Genomic DNA, 18811 nt, shown 5'->3' with positions numbered 1-18811 from the left:
GGTCGGCAGTCGCCCTGAAATAAGGGCTTGATGAAACCGGACACCGGCACACAGAAGGATAGGGTCAGTTCCATAAACTACGTTATGCCACACATGTATGTAGCCGCAAAGTTGAAGCGTCCTGTTTCTGCAAAGTTGGAATGTCACTCTCCCCGGGTTTGATGACCTGGGAGATTGCGGATGGGACTGATTACGATGAGCGAGCGTGATCTGCAGCGGATCGAGATTCTATCGAAAGTGATCGCCGGCCGGATGACGATGGTGTCGGCGTCACATGTGCTTGATCTGAGTACGCGCCAGGTGCGTCGTCTGCTGGAGCGGATCAACACGGGTGGTGCGGCGTCGATCCGGCACAAAGCGATCGGCCGGCCGTCGAACAATCGGATCAGTGACGGGGTTCGCGATTACGCCGTGACGTTGGTTCGCGAATGCTATGCCGACTTCGGTCCGACGCTGGCCGCCGAGAAGCTTGCCGAGCTCGATGGGCTGACGGTGTCGCGTGAGACGCTGCGGCAATGGATGACGGAGGCTGGGCTTTGGCTGTCGCGCAAGCAGCGCCGGACGTTTCATCAGCCGCGGCTGCGCCGCGAGGCTTATGGCGAACTCGTGCAGATCGACGGGTCCGAACATCGCTGGTTCGAGGATCGCGGCGACCCATGCTCGCTGCTGGTGTTCGTCGACGATGCGACGGGCAAGCTGATGCAGTTGCGCTTTGTGCGCTCGGAAAGCGCCTTCAGCTACTTTGAGGCGCTGGCGTTTTATCTGAAGCATCACGGCGCCCCAATCGCCTTCTATTCCGACAAGCATTCGGTGTTCCGGGTGGCGAAGAAGGATGCCAAGGGCGGCCAGGGCATGACCCAGTTCGGGCGGGCGCTTTGTGAGCTAAACATCGAGATTCTTTGCGCAAATTCGAGCCAGGCGAAAGGTCGCGTCGAGCGGATGAACCGGACGCTGCAGGATCGGCTGGTCAAAGAACTGCGGCTGGCGGGGATTTCCGGCATGGACGACGGCAACGCTTTCCTGTCCGGTTTCATCGAGCGCTACAATGCGCGATTTGCGATTGTCCCTACCCGGCCCGATAATCTGCATCGGCCGATGAATCTTGCGTCGGACCGGCTGAAGGACATTCTGTGCAAGCGTGAGCAGCGTTATGTCGGGGCGCAGTTGACGTTTTCGTTTGAACGCAAGCGGATCATGCTGGAGGAGACCGAGGTGACGCGTGGTTTGGCTGGTCGCTATGTCGAGACCTATGCCTATGCGGATGGTCGCTTGGATGTCCGGTGGAAGGGGCATTCCCTGCCCTACAGGACGTTCGACAAGGACCAGCGGGTGACGCATGCGGCGATCACCGAGAACAAGCGGCTCGGCGATGTGCTGGCCTACATCAAGGAGCGGCAGGATCAGTTGCCAACGCCGAAGGTGAAGACCAACAGCGAGAAGAACGGCTATGTGCCGCGTGCTCGTGGGCCCGGACGCCGGAAGGATTTCATGAACGATCCCGCCGTCATTGCCCGACGGCGACAAGCGCTCTCTGACCTCGATGCGGCGGAATGACTGGCTGCTCCAATTGTCAAAGCTAAAGCCCAAGGGAGCATCTCACCCGCCCCCTCCCTTCCCTTGCAACCCGGTCCAGCCGGTCCGGTCGGGGGCTGGTCGGCGGCGCTCGGCTGTCGCATTTCTAAATGGCTGACACCGCGCCCAAAGTGACATTTTAACTTTGCGCAACGGCGGACATTTCAATCCTGCCGCCACATGTATGTAGCGGCTATTTAGTAATGCGACAGTTGGGCCAGTTAGAGATGCGACAGTCTCGCCTCTCGACGCACTGGTCAAAGCCAACGTCGGGAGCAAGGATGACGATCTTCAGCCTGGTCGAGACCATGAGCGGTCGGAGCCGTCATGTCCTTTATGATCACCATGTCGCAGAAAGAGTTGCATCGCCTCGAAGTCATCCAGAAGATCCGTGACGAACGCCTGAGCGTTGTCCAGATGGAAAACGCACGGATATTCTAGTTGACGCCGAGAAACTGCTTCAGCTCCGCAGTCTGAGGATTGGCGAAGACTTCCTCCGGCAGGCCTATTTCGTGAACGCGGCCCTGGTGCATGAAGACGACGCGGCTGCAGACATCGCGGGCGAACTTCATCTCGTGGGTTACCATCAGGAGCGTCATTCCCTCGGCCGCAAGCTCGCGCACGACGGCGAGAACTTCGGCGACCAGTTCCGGATCGAGCGCCGAGGTGATCTCGTCGCAGAGAAGTGCTGTCGGCTGCATGGCCAGCGCGCGGGCGATGGCGACGCGCTGCTGCTGTCCGCCCGAGAGCTCGTCGGGATAGGCGTCGAACCTGTGGCCCAGCCCTACCCGCTCCAGCATCTTCCGGGCGGTGGCCTCGGCTTCGGCTTTCGGGGTCTTTTTGACCACGGTCTGCGACAGCATGACGTTACCGCCGACGGTCAGGTGCGGGAAGAGGTTGAACTGCTGAAAGATCATGCCGACCTTGAGGCGCAGTGCCTTCAGATGCACTTCGTCATCAAGGAGCTGCGCGCCGGCTACGGAGATGGAGCCATCGGTGATGGTCTCCAGGCCGTTGATGCAGCGAAGCAGGGTCGATTTGCCTGAACCGCTCTTGCCGATAATAGCGATGACTTCACCAGCCTCCACGTCGAGATTGATGCCTTTCAGCACCTCGGTGGTGCCGAAGCTCTTGCGGACTTCAGTGATTTCGATGAGCGACATTGAGCTTCCTTTCCAGGATCTGGCTGCTTTTCGACAAAGGCCAGCAAAGGGCGAAGTAGATGAGGGCGACGAGCCCGTAGACGGTGAAGGGCTGGAAGGTGGCATTGGTGACCACCGTGCCGGCTTTCGACAATTCAACGAAACCGATGATCGAGGTCAGCGCCGTACCCTTGACGATTTGAACGGAGAAGCCGACCGTGGGTGGTATCGCGACCCTCAGCGCCTGCGGAAGGATGACATAGCGCATCTGCTGCAACCGGCCCATGCCGAGGCTGGCGGAGGCTTCCCATTGACCCCGCGCGACCGCTTCGACGCAGCCTCGCCATATTTCGGCGAGGAAGGCGGCGCTCCATAGGGTGAGCGCCAATCCCGCAGCTAGCCAGGCCGGCACATCTATCCCGAAGAGGCCGAGACCGAAAAACGCAATGAAGAGCTGCATCAGCAGCGGTGTGCCTTGGAAGAGCTCGATATAGTATTTTGCGACCGTCCTGAATGACTTGCGCTTGCTGATGCGCAAGAAGAGCAACCCCAGTCCGACCGCGCCGCCGCCGATGAAGGAGACGAGCGAAAGCAGGATCGTCCAGCGGGTGGCGAGCAGCAGGTTGCGCAGGATGTCCCAGAGTGTGAACTCGATCATCGCGCCGCTCTCCTTGGGAAAATGAACCCGCCGACTACCGCCAGCACCTGCCGGAGCAGGATCGCCAGCACGAGATAGATTGATGTCGAGACGATGTAGGCCTCGAAGGCGCGGAAGGTTCGCGATTGTATGAAGTTCGCAGCAAAGGTCAGATCCTCTGCGGCGATCTGCGACACCACCGATGAGCCGAGCATGACGATGACGACTTGCGACGACAGCGCCGGCCAGATGCGTTGCAGCGACGGCACGAGAACGACATGCCGGAAGGTTTCGAAGCGCGTCATGGCAAGGCTCTCGCCCGCCTCGAACTGACCCTTCGGAGTTGCCTGGATGCCGGCGCGGGTAATCTCGCAGCTATAGGCGCCGAGGTTGACGACCATCGCGAGGTTAGCGGCCGTCAGTTCGGAAAGCTTGAGACCGAGCGACGGCAGACCGAAAAAGATGAAAAAGAGCTGGATCAGGAACGGCGTGTTGCGGATCAGCTCGACATAAGTCGCAATGACAGGCTTCAGCCAGGCCGGGCCGAGTGCACGCACCCAGGCACAGAAGATGCCGAGCAAAATGCCGAGCACTCCGCCGATAGCGATAAGCTCCAGGGTGATCAGTATGCCCTTGACGATCTCAGGATAATATTCAAGCAGCCAGCCGAATTCGAAATGGTAACTCAAGGAATTGTCCCCTCTTGCGGTGACGGATCGTCACGTCATCCCGCGCGCAGGCGCGGGATGACGTCCGTGAAACCGAGTCCCTTAGAGATCCGACGGGAGACCGGCGCCAAGCCACTTCTGTGATATGGCGTCCAGCGCGCCATCGGTTTTGGCCGCAGCGATAATGCCGTTCACCTTCTCCAGAAGAGCTGCCTGTTCCTTGTTGAGACCGATATAGCAGGGCGAGTTCTTGATGAGGAACTTCATCTCAGGCCGCTTCGGGGGATTTTTGGCGAGGATCGCAGCAGCCACAACGTTGCCGGTCGCGATGGTGTCGACCTGGCCGGAGAGGAAGGCCGAGATGGTGCCGTTGTTGTCCTCGTAGCGCTTGATCGTCGCGTCGGCCGGCGCGATCTTCGTCAACTCGAGATCTTCGACAGCGCCGCGCGTAACGCCGATGCTCTTTCCCGCGAGATCTTCCACCTTGGCGATCGAAAGATCGGCGGGCGCGAACACGCCATTGAAGAAGGGGGCATAGGCCGTGGTGAAATCGATCACCTTTTCGCGATCCGCATTCTTGCCGAGGCTTGATATGACCAGATCGACCTTATTCGTCTGCAGATAAGGAACGCGGTTGGCGCTGGTGACCGGCACGAGTTCGGTCTTGACGCCCAGTTTTTCGGCAATGAGATTGGCCACATCGATATCGTAACCCATCGGCGCCATATCGGTACCGACGCTGCCAAAGGGCGGGAAATCCTGCGGGACGGCGACACGCAGAGTGCCGCGCGCCGTGATGTCGGCGAGAGCATCGGCGTAAGACGCGGAGCTGAAACCGAAGGTTGCAGCCAGGGTCGCGATGGCGAAGAAGACTCGTCTTGTCAGCATGTTTTAATTGCTCCTTTGAAGTTGTGGTTTTTTGGGTCCGGGGGTTGGGGCACGGTCTTGGGAGGAAGTGACAGGGAACTGCGCAGTTCCGAGAGCGGGTCCGGGCGTGTGGTGAGGTCGAGCCCCATTTCCACTTCGTCCAGATGTTCGACAGAGAGCTCCGCAGCCCTGACGAAATCGCCCGCTTGCATGGCCTCGAAGATGCGGCAGTGCCCGTCATGAGACTGTGCTGCATGAAATTCAGACTGATAGAGCATCGAGATGAGGATCGTCCTCGCGGTGAGATCGCGGAGGATATCGACGATGATGGCGTTCCCACTCGATTCGGCGATGCGGATGTGGAAATCACCCATCAAATAGGTCAGGCGCTGTCGATCGCCCGCAGCCATTGCGCTTTTCTCCTCGTTCAAATGCAGGTCGAGAGCTTTGCGCCCCTCGTCTGTCAGAGCGCGCATGCTGCGCAGCAATCCGGCCTCGATGACGCGCCGTGCCTCATAGACCGCGATCGCCTCTTCTGCGGACGGCTCGACAACAAACCAGCCTCGTCTTGGACTGACATGGACGATGCCGCGTGTTTCCAGGCGCATCATGGCTTCACGAACGCGGGTTCGAGACACGCTGAAGAGCGTTGCCAACTGGTTTTCACCAAGACGCGTCCCAGGCCGAATTTTGGCTGAAAGAATCCCGGAGACGATCGTCTCCTCAATGGTCTTCTGCGTGCTCTCAGATGTGTGGCTATCTTGCATACAAGACAGGAAAGCAAAGCGCGTGCCAAAATACTGCGTTCAGGATTTCCAAGATGTCTCGGATCCCTCCCCTTGGAATTTGCACGCTGCGAATGCAGACTGAGCGTAAATTGAGCGCGTGCCTGCAACGCCTTGCAAACGCAGACCAGCGTCGAACCACTCGTGGCGGCTTGTTCTTACTGGCCGAACGACCTTATGCGGTCGAAGCCGCCCAGGGATTGATCACTTCAACACCTGCAGCGTCGAAAGCACTTGTATCGCGCGTGGCTACGGCGAACCCTTTCGATGCCGCGATAGCGGCGATATAGCCGTCCGGAGTGGGAAATCCTCTGCCAGCAGCTCGGGCCTTGACCGCGAGATCGGCATAGCGCCGTGCCGCTGTAATGTCGAAAGCCAAAATACGGCGTTCGAAGAGTTCCATCAGACCGTCCAACGCGTCGGAGAGCCTTTCCTTGCGTTTGCCAGCCGGGAGGGCGCCGATTCCAAACATCAGCTCGGCGATCGTGACGCTAGAAAGGAAGAGGGTTTCGGCTGCCTGCTCATCGAGCCAGGATTTCACGGTTTCGTCGGGCGCGGGTTTCATCGCCTCGGAAACGACGTTCGTATCAAGGATAATCATTCAAAGCTCAACGGCTTTGCAGGCAATGCGTCGCGAGCTTGGTCCAGAACGGCAAGGTCCTCATTTGTCAACCCGAGGCGACGACTCCGTTCGGCGAGCGCGCTGCCAAGATGCAGCCGCGTTTCCGGACGGACGGCAGCCTCGAGGATTTCGCGCATTTCCGCTTCGGCGCTGCGCCCGTGATGAGCCGCACGCACCTTGAGAGCACGGTGCGTCGCCTCGGACAGGTTTCTGATTGTGACTGCGGGCATGATGGCAACCTTGTGGAACATGATAGCGATGCTAGCAATATAATGGATTTGCCATCACATTCAATGTGCGCTTGCCATGCGATCGTAAGCCAAACAGTGGTTAGGGGAGCTGCGCCCACCGTAACTTGTGATCGTCATGGATTTCTTTTTTCGCCTAATTGAAACTCGAGGTTTTGAGGAATTCCGCCAGCCGCTCGGTCTTCGGATGCACGAACATGTCCTTCGGATCGCCCTCTTCGCAGATGACGCCTTGGTTCATGAAGATGACTCGTGACGAAACGTCGTAGGCAAATCGCATCTCGTGCGTAACCAGCAGCATGGTCATGCCGTCGGCCGCAAGCCCCTTGATGACCTGGAGCACTTCGCCCACCAGTTCCGGGTCGAGCGCAGAGGTCACTTCGTCGAACAGCATCAGCCTCGGCGACATGGCGATGGCGCGGGCAATCGCGACGCGCTGCTGCTGGCCGCCGGAAAGCTGTCCTGGATAATGGTTCGAGCGGGCGGAAAGGCCGACACGATCGAGCCATTTTTCCGCAATGGCGCGGGCGTCCGGCTTGGTCATCTTCTTCACCTTGACGAGGCCGAGCATGACGTTTTCAGCGGCACTCATATGCGGAAAAAGATTGAACTGCTGAAACGCCATGCCGGTCAACGCGCGTTGGCGTGCAATCTCTTTCTCGCTCTTGCGGCGCCGCGCTGTCCCTTCGACGCGATAGCCGATCTCCTCGCCGTCAAGGCTGATCGTGCCGCCCTGGAATTCCTCAAGCATGTTGATGCAGCGCAGCAAGGTGGTCTTCCCGGAACCGGACGAGCCGATGATGGAAATGACTTCGCCTTCCTGCACGGCGCAATCGACGCCCTTGAGGACTTCGTGAATGCCGTAAGTCTTGCGCAGACCCTGGATGTCGAGAATGGTCTTGGCCATTGGATGTCTCCTCAGGACGGCAGGGCGGTCTTGCGCTCGACATATTTGCCGAAGTGCTCAATGCCGTAGTTGACGATGAAGTAGAGACCGCCGGCCAAGAAATAGAACTGGAGGCTCATGAAATTGCGGGAGATGATTTCTTGCGTGCGCAGGAGAAGCTCCGCGACGCCGATAACGGAGAGCAGCGTCGAGGCTTTGACCATCTCGGCCGCCGTATTCACCCAGGCCGGCAGGCACTGGCGCATGGCCTGTGGCCACAGCACCGAGGTGAAGGTCTGGGTAAAGGTCAGGCCGATCGCCTTGGCGGCTTCGGTCTGCCCCTTCGGGATCGCCTGAAGTGCTCCGCGCACGATTTCGCCGACATGGGAAGAGCAGAAGATGGCAAGGGCAAGCACGCCGGCCGAGAACGGCCCGAGATTAAGGCCGACGGCGGCGGAGACGTAGTAGCTCGCCAGCACCAGCACGAGCACCGGCGTGCCGCGGATGATATCGGTGTAGGCGCGCACGGCCAGACGCAAAACAGCGCCGCCATAGACGAGCGCCAGGCCGACGAAAACGCCGAGTATGGAACCCGCGAGGATGGCGAGCAGAGAGATCGACACGGTCACGCCGATGCCGTTCATGATGACGTATCGGGCGATCCAGAGTTGTTCGAGAAAAGTGTGGGACATCAGGTCTATCTCGGCAGGGCCAGGCGGCGCTCGACGAAGCGCATCACGGCGGCGATGAGGAAACAGGTCGCGACATAGAGGGCTGATGTGACCATCCAGGTTTCTATAACGCGGAAGCTCTCGACATTGATCTTGCGAGCCGCGAAGGTCAGTTCCGGCACCGCGATGGCGGCGGCGAGCGAGGTGTCCTTGAAGAGCGAAATGATCGTCGAAGACAGCGACGGCAGCACGTTGCGCAGCATCAGCGGAGCGATGATGGAACTGCGGATCTGCATCCCCGTCAGGCCGATGGCAAGACCCGCTTCCGTCAGCCCTCTCGGAATTGACAGCAGCCCGGCGCGGAACACCTCGGCCAGATAGGCGCCGGAGTAAAGGGATAGAACCAGGACGAAGCTTTTTATCTTGTCGAGCCGCAAGCCCATCTGCGGCAACGCGAAAAAGGCAAAAAGCACCAGAACGAGAATTGGCAGGTTGCGAATGACAGTGACATAGACCCGCGCCGGCACGATCGCAAAGCGGCTTTTGGACGTCAGCGCGAAGGCGACGGCAAGGCCGATCGCCGCCCCGATCAGGATCGAGATCACCGCCAGGCCGAGGCTGAGCGCGAGCCCGCTCAAAAGAAAATCGAAATTGCGCCAGACGGCAGCGAAATTCAACGTGTAACCCATGCGGGCCGCCTTTCAGACCAGAGCATGATACCGAAAACTGTGAGCGGTTTCCGGACGGCATCATGCTCTCACTCTTTAAATGTGGAGCGGGAAACATGTCCCGCTCCACATGGCTGTTACTTGAACTCGACCGGGAAGCCGATCTGCGGCGGCGTCAGATCTTTGCCGAACCAGGTTTTGAAGGACTTGGCGTAGAAGTCGAACTCAACGCCGGTCATGGCCTCGTGCAGAGCGGTGTTGACGAAGTTCAGCCAATCCTGATCGCCGCGCTTGACGGCGCAGGCGTAAGTCTGCGGATTCCAGCCATAGCCGGCGTCTTTGTAACGGCCGGGATTCTGCGTCATGTACCAGGCGAGCGACGACTGGTCCGTGGCGACAGCATCGGCGCGTCCCGATTCTAGCGCCTGATAGATCAGGTCGACGGAATCGTACTGGTCGACGGTCGCCTCCGGCAGCGCCGCATGCACCATCGCCTCGGCATAGACGTTCTGGAGAACCGAGATGGTGACGGAGGAACCGGCCGCCTTCAGGGCGGCGTAGTCGGCATATTTTCCGTCCGCCTTGAGCATCAGGCCGACACCCTCGCGATAATAGGGAATGGTGAAGGCAACCTGCTGGGCGCGCTCGCCGGTAACGGTCATGAACTGGCAGGTGATGTCGACTTTGTCGGTGGTAATGTTCGGGATGCGGGCATCGGAGGACTGGTTCACATATTCGATCTTCTCAGGGTCGCCGAAGAGCGCCTTGGCGATGATATGGCCCATGTCGACGTCGAATCCCTGAAGCTTGTCGTCGGCGCTCTTGAAGTGCCAAGGCGCATTGGTGCTGCCCGTGCCGAGGACGAGATGGCCGCGGGCCAACACTTCATCGAGCTTGCTGCCTTCGGCCAGCACAGGCGTGGACAACAGAGCGGCGGCGACCAACGACATCACGCCGGTGCGAAAGGAAATGGTCATGGCGTTCCCCTTATGGATTGTTCCTATATTCCAGTATAATGGACGCATGTCTGTTTTACTGGAATAACGTTATCAAGTGCCATCAAGGATGAATTGTCAATGGGGTATGCCGAAAAAACGCGCAGTGGCGCGCGTGGCGATTTTTTCGGCAGCGCAGCATTTTCATCCCACTTCCGGACCGCCCGGCTGCGCTAGCCTTGGTAAATGGAATATGCAAGCGAGGCGTTGGCGCAGGCGGCGAATTAGGATCTCGGGAAACTGCCAACCTCAAGCCAACGGCCAACTTTCGCCAACCGGAAGCTTCCCGCTTCGTCCAGAGCATTTTCAGCAAAAATGCGCGGTGGATTTGCAGGGAATGTGTGAAAACGAAAATACAGCGCATTTCGGTAAGAGAAATCTAGGTATGCGCTGGGGGAGGCTTGTAGACTTCATGGATTCTAATGAACTTCCCGCTGCACGTCCGATCGCGCCGTCTTCGTCTCGCCGGCGAATTTGAAGGCGGCAGCCAACTCTGCATAGCGGGTGTCGCTCAAGCTGTGGGCGAAGCGCACTCTCCAGCACCTTCTTCATGAAGGCCTTGGCATAGCCATGTCTTCACGCCCGCAGGCCTGCATGGCATAAGATTAGAGCTTGTAATCGCTCATCGACGTCAAAAGCCGAGGGATCGCCGTCTTTCGGGGTCACGCGGCGCCGACGCCTGCGGCAAAGACTGCAATGCAGCGCTGGAGATGGGCAAGCAGTGTTGCCCGATTAGGCCAAGCCTTTGCTCGTCCTTCCGGCGGACCCATGGCGCCAAAGATCATATCCATCAGCATCCGGGCCCCGCTGTCCGGATCATCAAGCGACAACTTGCCTTCCACCCTGCGGTCCCTCAGCCAGTCTGCCAGATGCTGCCGGCTGGCAAGCATGCCTTCACGCTGCAGTATGTCGATAAGTTCGGGAAACTGCCCCGCTTCGCGAAAGACGAGCTGCAGGAAACCGGCACGATCCGCATCCTTGTCGTCATCCATATCGATCATGAAGATGCGTTCGAGGCTCTCGGCAATCGAGAGATCTTTCAGCAGGCCGCGGAAGGTCGAGCATCAGGCGCCGATGTGCTCCGACCACCGCGGCAAACAGCTCTTCCTTGCTCTGAAACAGCTTGTAAAGCGTCTGTTTTGAAACACTCGCCTCGGTAGCGACGACTGCGGTCGTGCTGCCAGCATAACCGTATTTTACAAAAACGCGGCGGGCAATTTCAACGATATGCGCCCGCTTGTCATCGTCACTGGAGACTTTCGGCCGGCCGCGCTTGCGCGGCTCATCTGCGGGCTCGACAACATCCATTATGGCCTAGACCCCCATCGAGGCACAAGCCGAAGGCCGCAGAAAGGAGACAAGGACTTCTGAGAGGCGATTCTTCAGCTGTGGCATTGGCAATTTCAATTTAGAGAACTCATCAGCTCTGCAATGCGTTGCATCTCTCACCGTCTACCGATGGAGCGCCTGTGACCGCCATTTCCGCCGCAACCTCTATCTTTTCCTATTCCTATTCCTATAGCAAGAGTTCGGCCGCAGCATCCCAGGGTATCCCATCCTCTAACGCAGTTTCGGCAACAAAATCAACCGCAAGCCTGTTTTTGCTGAAACGAGAAAATCAAAGTTCGATGCCCTTGTGTGCCTGTCTGTCCTCTTTGAGGACTGACTCAAGGTCGATATCCGTGCCACTTTGTTGCGAAAGCTGAGCATAAAAGGTCGTGGCCGCCTCGCGGCCGGTCTCCCGTATTTCATACGATTCGAGGGCCCGCTCAACGATGTCAGCTATTGATCGATTTTCGCGCCGAGCAAGCCGATGTGCAAGATCGCGTGCCTTCGCACTGCGCACGGAAAGTTGAGGTTCGGCCATGTCGGTCTCCTTTCATCTGCATGTAGCAGCAGTCGCTAACATCAAGATTGCAGATGATGGCTGGGTACTACAAGTAGTCCCGGTCCTGATTTTGTTCCGATGTCAAAAAGAATTAACCATATTTCAGTGTTCTATCGACATAGTACTTCACGAGGGATCAGGCATCTCAAGCAGAGAAGCCACATCATGTGGGAGACAGTCCTTGGCATTCACCATTGCCCGCAGTCTGGTTGCGTTCGGTGTCGCCGTTTCGGCAGGCCTTTTCATGTCGATCGGATTGCAGCAGTCGGCCCTTGAACGGCTGAAAGTCAACGGGCCGGTTTACGAGCAGGTTGTCTACGGCAAGGATTTGATTGCCGATATTCTGCCGCCGCCGCTGTTTGTGGTCGAATCCTATATGCTCTCCTTCGAGGCGAGCAAATTTCCCGAACTCACCGACACCAATCTTGCCAAGATCGCAAATCTGAAAACCGCTTACGATGACCGCCGCGCCTATTGGAAAACTACTCGGCTGCCGCAGGCTTTGAAGGACGAGCTTGAAAACGATGTCATCACCAAGGGCGATGCATTCTGGGGGGTGATGAACCGTGAGATCATCCCGGCCCTCAATGCCAGGGATGAAGACAAGGCGCACGGGGCGATCGAGCAGCTGCGCGTCGCCTTTCATTCGCATCAGGACGCGGTCGAGAAACTCGTGGCCAATTCCGACGCCTTCCTGAAGGGCGAGGAGCGTAATGCCGCCTCGGAGATCGTCACCTGGACGATCTATGCGGGTGCCGCAGGCTTCGGTTCGTTCGGGCTGTTGCTGGTGGGGCTCTATCTACTGAGTCGCCGCGCAATTGTGCCGCTCGACGGCATGAAGGCCTATATGGGCAACCTTGCTGAAGGTGATTTTTCGACCGAAGTCCCCTATGCCAACCGTTCCGACGAAATCGGCGCCATGTCCAGGGCCGTCGCGGTATTCCGCCGCAACGCGCTCGAGCGGCAGGACGCACAGAAGCGGGAGACCGCTCTTCGCGATGCAGAATTTGAGCGCGAACGCGGCCAACTGGCCGAAAGAGCCGTCGAGGAGCAGATCCGCGAAACGGTGATCGATCGGCTGACATACGGCCTTGAACAGCTGTCGACCGGCAATCTTAATTGCCGGATCAACACACCCTTCGCTGCAGCCTACGAGACCTTGCGTGCGAAGTTCAACGACAGTATGGACGCGCTTTGCGCTTCGATGGCGGAGATTGCCCAGACCTCCAAGCAAGTGGGCAGTTCCTCGGCCGGCATCACCGATGCAGCCGACAGCCTTGCGTCGCGCACGGAACAGCAGGCCGCTATGCTCGAAGAGGCCACAGCCGCACTCGATGAAATGAATATCAAAGCCAAAGACGCCTCCGACCATGCCGGCAGAGCCACCGGCATGATGGCCGAGACCCGCACCAGCGCCGAACATTCGGCAGCCGTCGTTCGCGAAGCCATCGCCGCAATGGAAAGGATCGAAGGCTCGTCCTCCCAGATTGGCGCCATCGTCAATGTCATCGATGAAATCGCCTTCCAGACCAATCTTCTCGCGCTCAATGCCGGGGTTGAAGCAGCGCGCGCCGGCGAAGCAGGCAAGGGTTTTGCGGTCGTTGCCCAGGAAGTACGTGAACTTGCCATGCGCTCGGCCAACGCCGCCAAGGAGATCAGAGCTCTGATCTCCACCTCCTCCGCCCAGGTCTCCACCGGTGTGGACCTCGTCAACCGCACCGGCAAGGCGCTCCTGGAAATCGAAGGACAGGTCGAGCAGGTCGCCGGCCTGATCGCCCGTATCGTTTCGGTGTCCTCCGAGCAGGCGGTGGCGATCGGCGAGATCAACGCCTCCGTCAACGCGCTCGATCAGGTGACGCAACGCAACGCCGCCATGGCCGTCGAAACCGCCACGGCCTGCCGGGCACTTGGCAGCCAGACGCAGACGCTGGAAGGGGTGGTAAACCGCTTTCAGATCGACGCGGCCGCCAGCGGGTCAAGACCGCAGAAAGCGGCTTGACGCCTGACCGTCGAAGCTCGTCCTGCCTCGACCTGTCCGATCGCCTAGAGCATGATGCCGAAAAGTGTGCGCGATTATTCGGAGGACATCATGCTCTAACCATTTAATTTGGAACAGGATTCAGATTTCAGGCCGACCTGGCCTAAAATCATCCTGTTCTAATCGTCAACAACCGCCACGACGGCAACGCAATCGCCTGATTTGACCAGCCCCGGGAAGTGCCGGGCACAGAGAATGCCGCTCATGGCGGCGCGGATCTCGCGGGGCACCACCCCGGTCCGCCCGGTCGGATAGATGCGAGCGATGACCGCATCGTCAGTGACGGCTTCACCGAGATCGATGACAGGTTCGATCAGCCCGCCCTCCTCTGCGAAGGAGAAGCAGCGACCGTCCGGCATATCGAGCCAGGTCGTCGGACCAGGATCGACGATGCCCGCGACGATCCCGGCGTGGCGCAGCACGTTCATGGTGCCGCGCTTGGCAATCGCCGCACTTTTGGCCGTGGCGGTGCCGCCGCCGCCGAGTTCCGTGGTGATGAAGATCTTGCCCATCTCCTCGGCCGCGGTGTCGTACATGCCGACCGCATCGATCTCCAGCATCTGCATCGAATAGGGTGCCGCAAACGCCCTCACGAATTCGAAAGCTTTTTCCTCCTGTTGCTTGTTCGGCAGGATGTGGGCCGCGCAGAACGGCAGAAAATCGAGCGTCTTGCCACCGGAATGAAAATCGAGGACGAGATCCGCCATCGGCAGCAGCACACGGCTGAAATAGTCGGCGATCTTCTCCGTCACCGTACCGTCGGGCCGGCCCGGGAAGCTGCGGTTCATGTTGCCCCTGTCGATCGGCGAGGTCCTGGTCCCCGCCAGGAAAGCCGGATAATTCATGGCCGGCACGATGATGACAGTGCCCCTCACCTCTTCGGCCTTCAGCGAGTTGGCAAGATCGAAGAGCGCGATCGGTCCTTCATACTCGTCGCCGTGATTGCCGCCGGTCAGCAGGGCCGTTGGCCCCTTGCCGTTTCGGATGACCGTTATCGGCACCATCACCGATCCCCAGGCGGAGTCGTCGCGGCTGTAAGGCAGGCGCAGGAATCCGTGCTGGATACCCTCGGCGGCGAAATTGACCGTCGCGCTGATCGGCGACGGCCGCAAGCCAATCTCTGTCATGACAGCCTCAATCCTTGACCATCAGTCTGCGCGGCACGTTGGCGAAGCACTCGACGCCGCTGTCGGTGATGAGGATGCTCTCGGTCGTCTCGAAACCCATGTCGTCGAGCCAGAGACCGGTCATGAAATGGAAGGTCATGCCGGGCTTCAGTTCCGTCCGGTCGCCCGGCCGCAGGCTCATGGTGCGCTCGCCCCAGTCCGGCGGATAGGAAAGGCCGATCGGGTAACCGGTGCGGTTGTCCTTGACGATCCCGTATTTCTTCAGCACGGCGAAGAAGGCGTTGGCGATATCCTCGCAGGTATTGCCGGGTCTGGCGACCGCAAGGCCGGCCTCCATGCCCTCCAAAGTCGCCTTTTCGGCATCGAGAAAGGCCTGCGTCGGCTTGCCGAGGAAGACAGTGCGCGACAGCGGCAGGTGATAGCGGTTGTAGCAGCCGGCGATCTCGAAGAAGGTGCCCTCGCCTTTCTTCATCGGCCGATCGTCCCAGGTCAGGTGGGGCGCGGATGCTTCGACGCCGGACGGCAGCAGCGGCACGATCGCCGGATAATCGCCGCCGATGCCGTCGACGCCGCGGGTGCCGGCATCATAGATTTCCGCAACCAGATCGCACTTGCGCATGCCGACCTCGATCTTGTCGAAGATGCGGGCGTGCATCGCCTCGACGATGCGGGCGGCATTGCGCATGTACCTGATTTCGATCTCGCTCTTGACCGCGCGCTGCCAGTTGACGAGAGCGGTCGCGTCAACGAAGCGGGCGTTCGGCAGGTGCTTCTGCAGCGCCGCAAAAGCCGCCGCCGAAAACCAGTAATTGTCCATCTCGACGCCGATCGTCAGCTTGCCGAAACCGCGTTCGGTCAGGATGCCCGAGAGATAGTCCATCGGGTGGCGCTCGGTCGACTGCACATAGTGATCGGGATAACCGACGATGTTGTCGTGTTTCAGATAGGCGGTGAACTTGGCGCCATTGGCGTCCTGGCCGCGGCCGAACCAGATCGGCTCGCCCTGCGGCGGCACGATCACCGCCTGATGCACATAGAAGGACCAGCCGTCATAGCCGGTCAGCCAGGCCATGTTCGACGGGTCGCTGACAACAAGCAGGTCTACGCCCTTCGCCTCCATGGCACGCCGTGTCTTTTCCAGCCGCGCGGCATATTCGCCGAGCGAGAATTTGAGATTGGGCTTTGTCATGTCTCTTCCCTTCTTTTCCGGCGCCGCGCCGGTCAGCTTTCGAATGCGGTCCCGGCCTTCGCCGCGCCGGCGCGGGCAAAGGCGAGTGTGGCGATGGCGGTGTCCTGGATCCCGGTTCCGGTGAGGTCCGCGATGGTGATCTGGTCGTTGCGCGTCCGCCCCGGCGTCCGGCCGGCGACGATCTGGCCGAGCTCGGCAAAAACCGCATCGCCTGCGACCAGGCCGGCATCGATGGCGTGATGCAACTCGCCGAGACGCCGCGTCTGCTTCAAGCTGTCGGCGACGTAGAGGTCGGCACCCGCAATGGCGGCCGGATCGATCTCGTTCTTGTGCTCCGCATCTGAGCCCATGGCCGTCAGATGCTGTCCTGGTTCCAGCCACCCGGCCTCGATGATCGGTATTTCCGACGGCGTGGTGGTGACGATGAGATCGGCGCCGGTCATTGCACCTCTGGCGTTCGGTGTCGCGGTGACGGGAAAGCCGAGCTTTCCGGCCAATTCCGCTGCCACGCTTTGCGCCTTGGCAGCATCGCGCGCCCATATCCTCGCTTCCCGGATCGGCCGGACCAGCGTCAGTGCTTCGAGCTGCAGCCGCGCCTGCATGCCTGCGCCGAAGATCGCGGCCACGGATGCATTTTCCCGCGACAGATGTTTTGCCGCGACGGCGCCCGCTGCTGCGGTGCGCACGTCGGTGAGATAGCCGTTGTCCAAGAGCAGCGCCTGCACCAGTCCGGTCCGGCTCGACAGCAGCACCATCATGCCGTTGGTGCTCGGCAGGCCGATCTTGGGGTTGTCGAAGAAGCCGGGGCTGATCTTGATTGCGAAGCCCTCGATGCCGGGCACATAGGCCGTCTTCACATCGACTTCGCCGCGATATTCCGGAATGTCGAGCCGCAGGATCGGCGGCATGGCGACAGCCTTGGTTGCAAGCGCTGCGAAAGCCTCCTCGATGCAGGCGGCCGCATCGCGATCAAGCCCGATGACTTTCCTCAGTTCCGCTTCCGTCAGAATGATCATCCGGCTCATGGTCCCTCCTCGCGGTAGAGCGGCTGTGTCCCGTTGATCACCCGCCGGTGCTGTTCCATGTCGACATTCGCCCCGGACAGGATCGCGACGATGGGACCGTTTGCCACAATTTTCCCGGCAAGAAGCGCTGCAATGCCGACCGCGCCCGCGCCTTCGACGATCTGGCGCTCGCAGGCATAGGCGTGGCGCATGCCGGCGGCGATTTCCGCTTCCGTCAGCAGGATGACCTCGTCGAGAAGTTCGCGGCACATAGCAAAGGTCACGCGATTGTCGAGACCTATGCCGCCGCCGAGCGAGTCGGCAAGGCTCGGCACTTCCTCGACCTGCACCGGCCGTCCGGCATCGAGGCTTGCCTTCATTGCAGCGCCCTTCTCCATCGTCAGGCCGATCACCTTGGTCTTCGGATTGATGCCTTTGACCGCAGCGGCAACGCCCGCCGCAAGGCCGCCGCCCGAGAGCGGCACCAGCACGATTGCCGCCTCCGGCAAGGCGCCGATGATTTCGAGCCCCAGTGTTCCCTGCCCGGCCACGATATCAGGATGGTCGAAGGGCGGGACCATCACCAGCCCCTCCTCGCGAACCAGCCGGTCGACCTCCTGCTGCGCCTCGTCCTGCGATAATCCGACGATGCGGACATCGGCCCCGAGGCGGCGGATTTCCGAAACCTTGTTCTCCGGCACCAGCCGCGACATGCAGATGGTCGCAACAGCACCTTCCGTCTTTGCCGCATAGGCAAGCGCCCGGCCGTGATTTCCGGTCGAGGCCGCGACGACGCCGCGCGAGCGCTCTGCCGGCGACAAGGAGAGCACCGCATTGGTCGCGCCGCGCAGCTTGAAACTGCCGGTCGTCTGGTGATGCTCAAGCTTGAGATGGACAGGAACGCCTGCCAATTCGCCAAGGGAAGCGGACTGCACCATCGGTGTACAGAGCACGCGGCCGGCGATCCGGCGCGTCGCCGCACGGATATCCTCCAGCGAAACGGGCAAGGTGTTCACCATGATCTCAGCCTTCCCGATAGGGCTTGGTCATCAATTGACCGAGTTCGGACCGCGCCCGATCATCGCCGCAGAGCCGCAGGCAGGCCCAGGCCGTCGCAAGATTGCTGGTGACGACAGGCTTGCCGATTTCAGCCTCGATCCGGTCCGCGACCTCGGCCGCCCGCACCGCCGTACAGGAGATAAACAGCGCGTCCGACTGCGGCGCCAGTGCTTGGCGTGCGAAGGCGACGATCTCGTCCGGTGCGATCCGCGCCATCTGACGGTCGTCGGTCAGTCCCAGGCAGGTGAACCGGTCGATCGCAAAGCCGAGCTCCCCGAAATAATCCGCCATCGGCCGGCTGGTCTCGATCGTATAGGGCGTCAGCACCGAAATCCGCCTGGCGCCCAGTGCCTTCAAGGCGGTCACGGCGGCCGCCGTCGGCGTCACGACAGGAACGCCGGGCTTTGCCGCGTGGATCGCCGCCTCGATGTTCCGGTCACCGATCGCCACCGAAGCGGAGGTGCAGGAATAGACGATGGCATCGAGTGCCTCGTCCGGCAGGATCAATGCCGCGCCTTCGGTCAGCGACGGCTGCATCTTCAGGAGGTTTTCCGGCGTGACCGGATTGGCATAGTGGATGCGGCTGACATAAACGCCGATGCGATCGCCGGCTACCATGCGCTGGAAGTCGACTTCCGTCGTGTGGTCGGTTGCGAGGATGATGAGGCCGATGCGCTTTTCCAGCGGCCGGTCGTCCAGTCGCGGCAGCCGGCCGGCGGGAATGATCTCAATCTCTACGGTCATG

Annotated in this window: 19 protein-coding genes and 2 pseudogenes; 2 read left to right on the top strand and 19 right to left on the bottom strand. The window is 60.2% G+C overall.

Annotation, left to right across the window (positions count from 1 at the left end):
* Positions 1-180: 180 nt before the first annotated feature.
* Positions 181-1554, top strand: coding sequence for an ISNCY family transposase (locus N2600_RS24525; protein ID WP_260298713.1), 1374 nt, complete (start codon positions 181-183; stop codon positions 1552-1554).
* Between the two features lie 455 nt (positions 1555-2009).
* Here N2600_RS24525 and N2600_RS24520 read toward each other — a convergent pair whose 3' ends face one another.
* From N2600_RS24520 to N2600_RS24455, 14 genes and pseudogenes are all read right to left on the bottom strand, one after another.
* Positions 2010-2735: an amino acid ABC transporter ATP-binding protein gene (locus tag N2600_RS24520; RefSeq protein WP_130746160.1), complete on the bottom strand. Its 726-nt coding sequence runs from the start codon at positions 2733-2735 to the stop codon at positions 2010-2012.
* The gene (locus N2600_RS24515) at positions 2713-3372 is read right to left on the bottom strand and encodes an amino acid ABC transporter permease (RefSeq protein ID WP_260299147.1); all 660 of its coding nucleotides are present in this window, start codon (positions 3370-3372) and stop codon (positions 2713-2715) included. Before N2600_RS24515 ends, N2600_RS24520 begins: the two co-directional genes overlap by 23 nt.
* On the bottom strand, positions 3369-4040 hold the full coding sequence (locus N2600_RS24510) for an amino acid ABC transporter permease (protein WP_260299146.1): 672 nt from the start codon (positions 4038-4040) through the stop codon (positions 3369-3371). The genes N2600_RS24515 and N2600_RS24510 overlap by 4 nt, the downstream gene beginning before the upstream one ends.
* A gap of 81 nt (positions 4041-4121) precedes the next feature.
* Positions 4122-4907, bottom strand: a complete 786-nt coding sequence (locus N2600_RS24505) for a transporter substrate-binding domain-containing protein (protein WP_170259717.1) — start codon at positions 4905-4907, stop codon at positions 4122-4124.
* Positions 4901-5653 (bottom strand): GntR family transcriptional regulator, encoded by a 753-nt coding sequence (locus N2600_RS24500; RefSeq protein WP_170259716.1) that lies wholly within the window; start codon positions 5651-5653, stop codon positions 4901-4903. Before N2600_RS24500 ends, N2600_RS24505 begins: the two co-directional genes overlap by 7 nt.
* A 193-nt stretch (positions 5654-5846) precedes the next feature.
* Entirely contained in the window at positions 5847-6272 is a 426-nt protein-coding gene (locus tag N2600_RS24495; protein ID WP_260299145.1) for a type II toxin-antitoxin system VapC family toxin, read from the bottom strand.
* Positions 6269-6523 (bottom strand): FitA-like ribbon-helix-helix domain-containing protein, encoded by a 255-nt coding sequence (locus tag N2600_RS24490; RefSeq protein WP_017967320.1) that lies wholly within the window; start codon positions 6521-6523, stop codon positions 6269-6271. Before N2600_RS24490 ends, N2600_RS24495 begins: the two co-directional genes overlap by 4 nt.
* A gap of 154 nt (positions 6524-6677) precedes the next feature.
* A complete protein-coding gene (locus N2600_RS24485; protein ID WP_017967321.1) occupies positions 6678-7448 on the bottom strand; it encodes an amino acid ABC transporter ATP-binding protein in 771 nt (256 codons plus the stop codon).
* An 11-nt stretch (positions 7449-7459) separates the two neighbouring features.
* Complete coding sequence (locus N2600_RS24480) at positions 7460-8119, bottom strand: amino acid ABC transporter permease (RefSeq protein WP_017967322.1); 660 nt, start codon at positions 8117-8119, stop codon at positions 7460-7462.
* Between the two features lie 5 nt (positions 8120-8124).
* Entirely contained in the window at positions 8125-8787 is a 663-nt protein-coding gene (locus tag N2600_RS24475; RefSeq protein WP_017967323.1) for an amino acid ABC transporter permease, read from the bottom strand.
* Positions 8788-8903: 116 nt separating this feature from the next.
* Complete coding sequence (locus N2600_RS24470; protein ID WP_017967324.1) at positions 8904-9743, bottom strand: transporter substrate-binding domain-containing protein; 840 nt, start codon at positions 9741-9743, stop codon at positions 8904-8906.
* Between the two features lie 446 nt (positions 9744-10189).
* Positions 10190-10387 (bottom strand): annotated as a pseudogene (locus N2600_RS24465) (DUF1217 domain-containing protein); the annotation flags it as partial.
* A gap of 36 nt (positions 10388-10423) precedes the next feature.
* Positions 10424-11069, bottom strand: a pseudogene (locus tag N2600_RS24460) (TetR/AcrR family transcriptional regulator).
* A gap of 310 nt (positions 11070-11379) precedes the next feature.
* Positions 11380-11628, bottom strand: coding sequence for a type II toxin-antitoxin system VapB family antitoxin (locus N2600_RS24455; protein ID WP_170279719.1), 249 nt, complete (start codon positions 11626-11628; stop codon positions 11380-11382).
* A 202-nt stretch (positions 11629-11830) separates the two neighbouring features.
* Between N2600_RS24455 and N2600_RS24450 the strand changes: the two genes are divergently transcribed.
* Positions 11831-13648, top strand: coding sequence for a methyl-accepting chemotaxis protein (locus N2600_RS24450; RefSeq protein WP_222385381.1), 1818 nt, complete (start codon positions 11831-11833; stop codon positions 13646-13648).
* 158 nt (positions 13649-13806) lie between these two features.
* Here the strand turns inward: N2600_RS24450 and doeB are convergent, their stop codons facing one another.
* The 5 genes from doeB to eutA are packed head-to-tail and all read right to left on the bottom strand — an operon-like array spanning position 13807 to position 18810.
* The gene (gene doeB / locus N2600_RS24445) at positions 13807-14814 is read right to left on the bottom strand and encodes a N(2)-acetyl-L-2,4-diaminobutanoate deacetylase DoeB (protein ID WP_017967328.1); all 1008 of its coding nucleotides are present in this window, start codon (positions 14812-14814) and stop codon (positions 13807-13809) included.
* 7 nt (positions 14815-14821) lie between these two features.
* On the bottom strand, positions 14822-16003 hold the full coding sequence (doeA, locus tag N2600_RS24440; protein WP_017967329.1) for an ectoine hydrolase DoeA: 1182 nt from the start codon (positions 16001-16003) through the stop codon (positions 14822-14824).
* Positions 16004-16035: 32 nt separating this feature from the next.
* Positions 16036-17028, bottom strand: a complete 993-nt coding sequence (gene eutC / locus N2600_RS24435) for an ectoine utilization protein EutC (RefSeq protein WP_017967330.1) — start codon at positions 17026-17028, stop codon at positions 16036-16038.
* The gene (eutB, locus tag N2600_RS24430; RefSeq protein WP_260299144.1) at positions 17025-18026 is read right to left on the bottom strand and encodes a hydroxyectoine utilization dehydratase EutB; all 1002 of its coding nucleotides are present in this window, start codon (positions 18024-18026) and stop codon (positions 17025-17027) included. The genes eutC and eutB overlap by 4 nt, the downstream gene beginning before the upstream one ends.
* A 4-nt stretch (positions 18027-18030) precedes the next feature.
* Positions 18031-18810, bottom strand: a complete 780-nt coding sequence (eutA, locus tag N2600_RS24425; protein ID WP_017967332.1) for an ectoine utilization protein EutA — start codon at positions 18808-18810, stop codon at positions 18031-18033.
* Position 18811: the final 1 nt, after the last annotated feature.

Origin of the sequence: Rhizobium sp. WSM1274, assembly GCF_025200775.1 — a bacterium.
Classification (GTDB): Bacteria; Pseudomonadota; Alphaproteobacteria; order Rhizobiales; family Rhizobiaceae; genus Rhizobium; species Rhizobium leguminosarum_I.
This window is presented reverse-complemented; position numbering and strand designations above follow the sequence as displayed.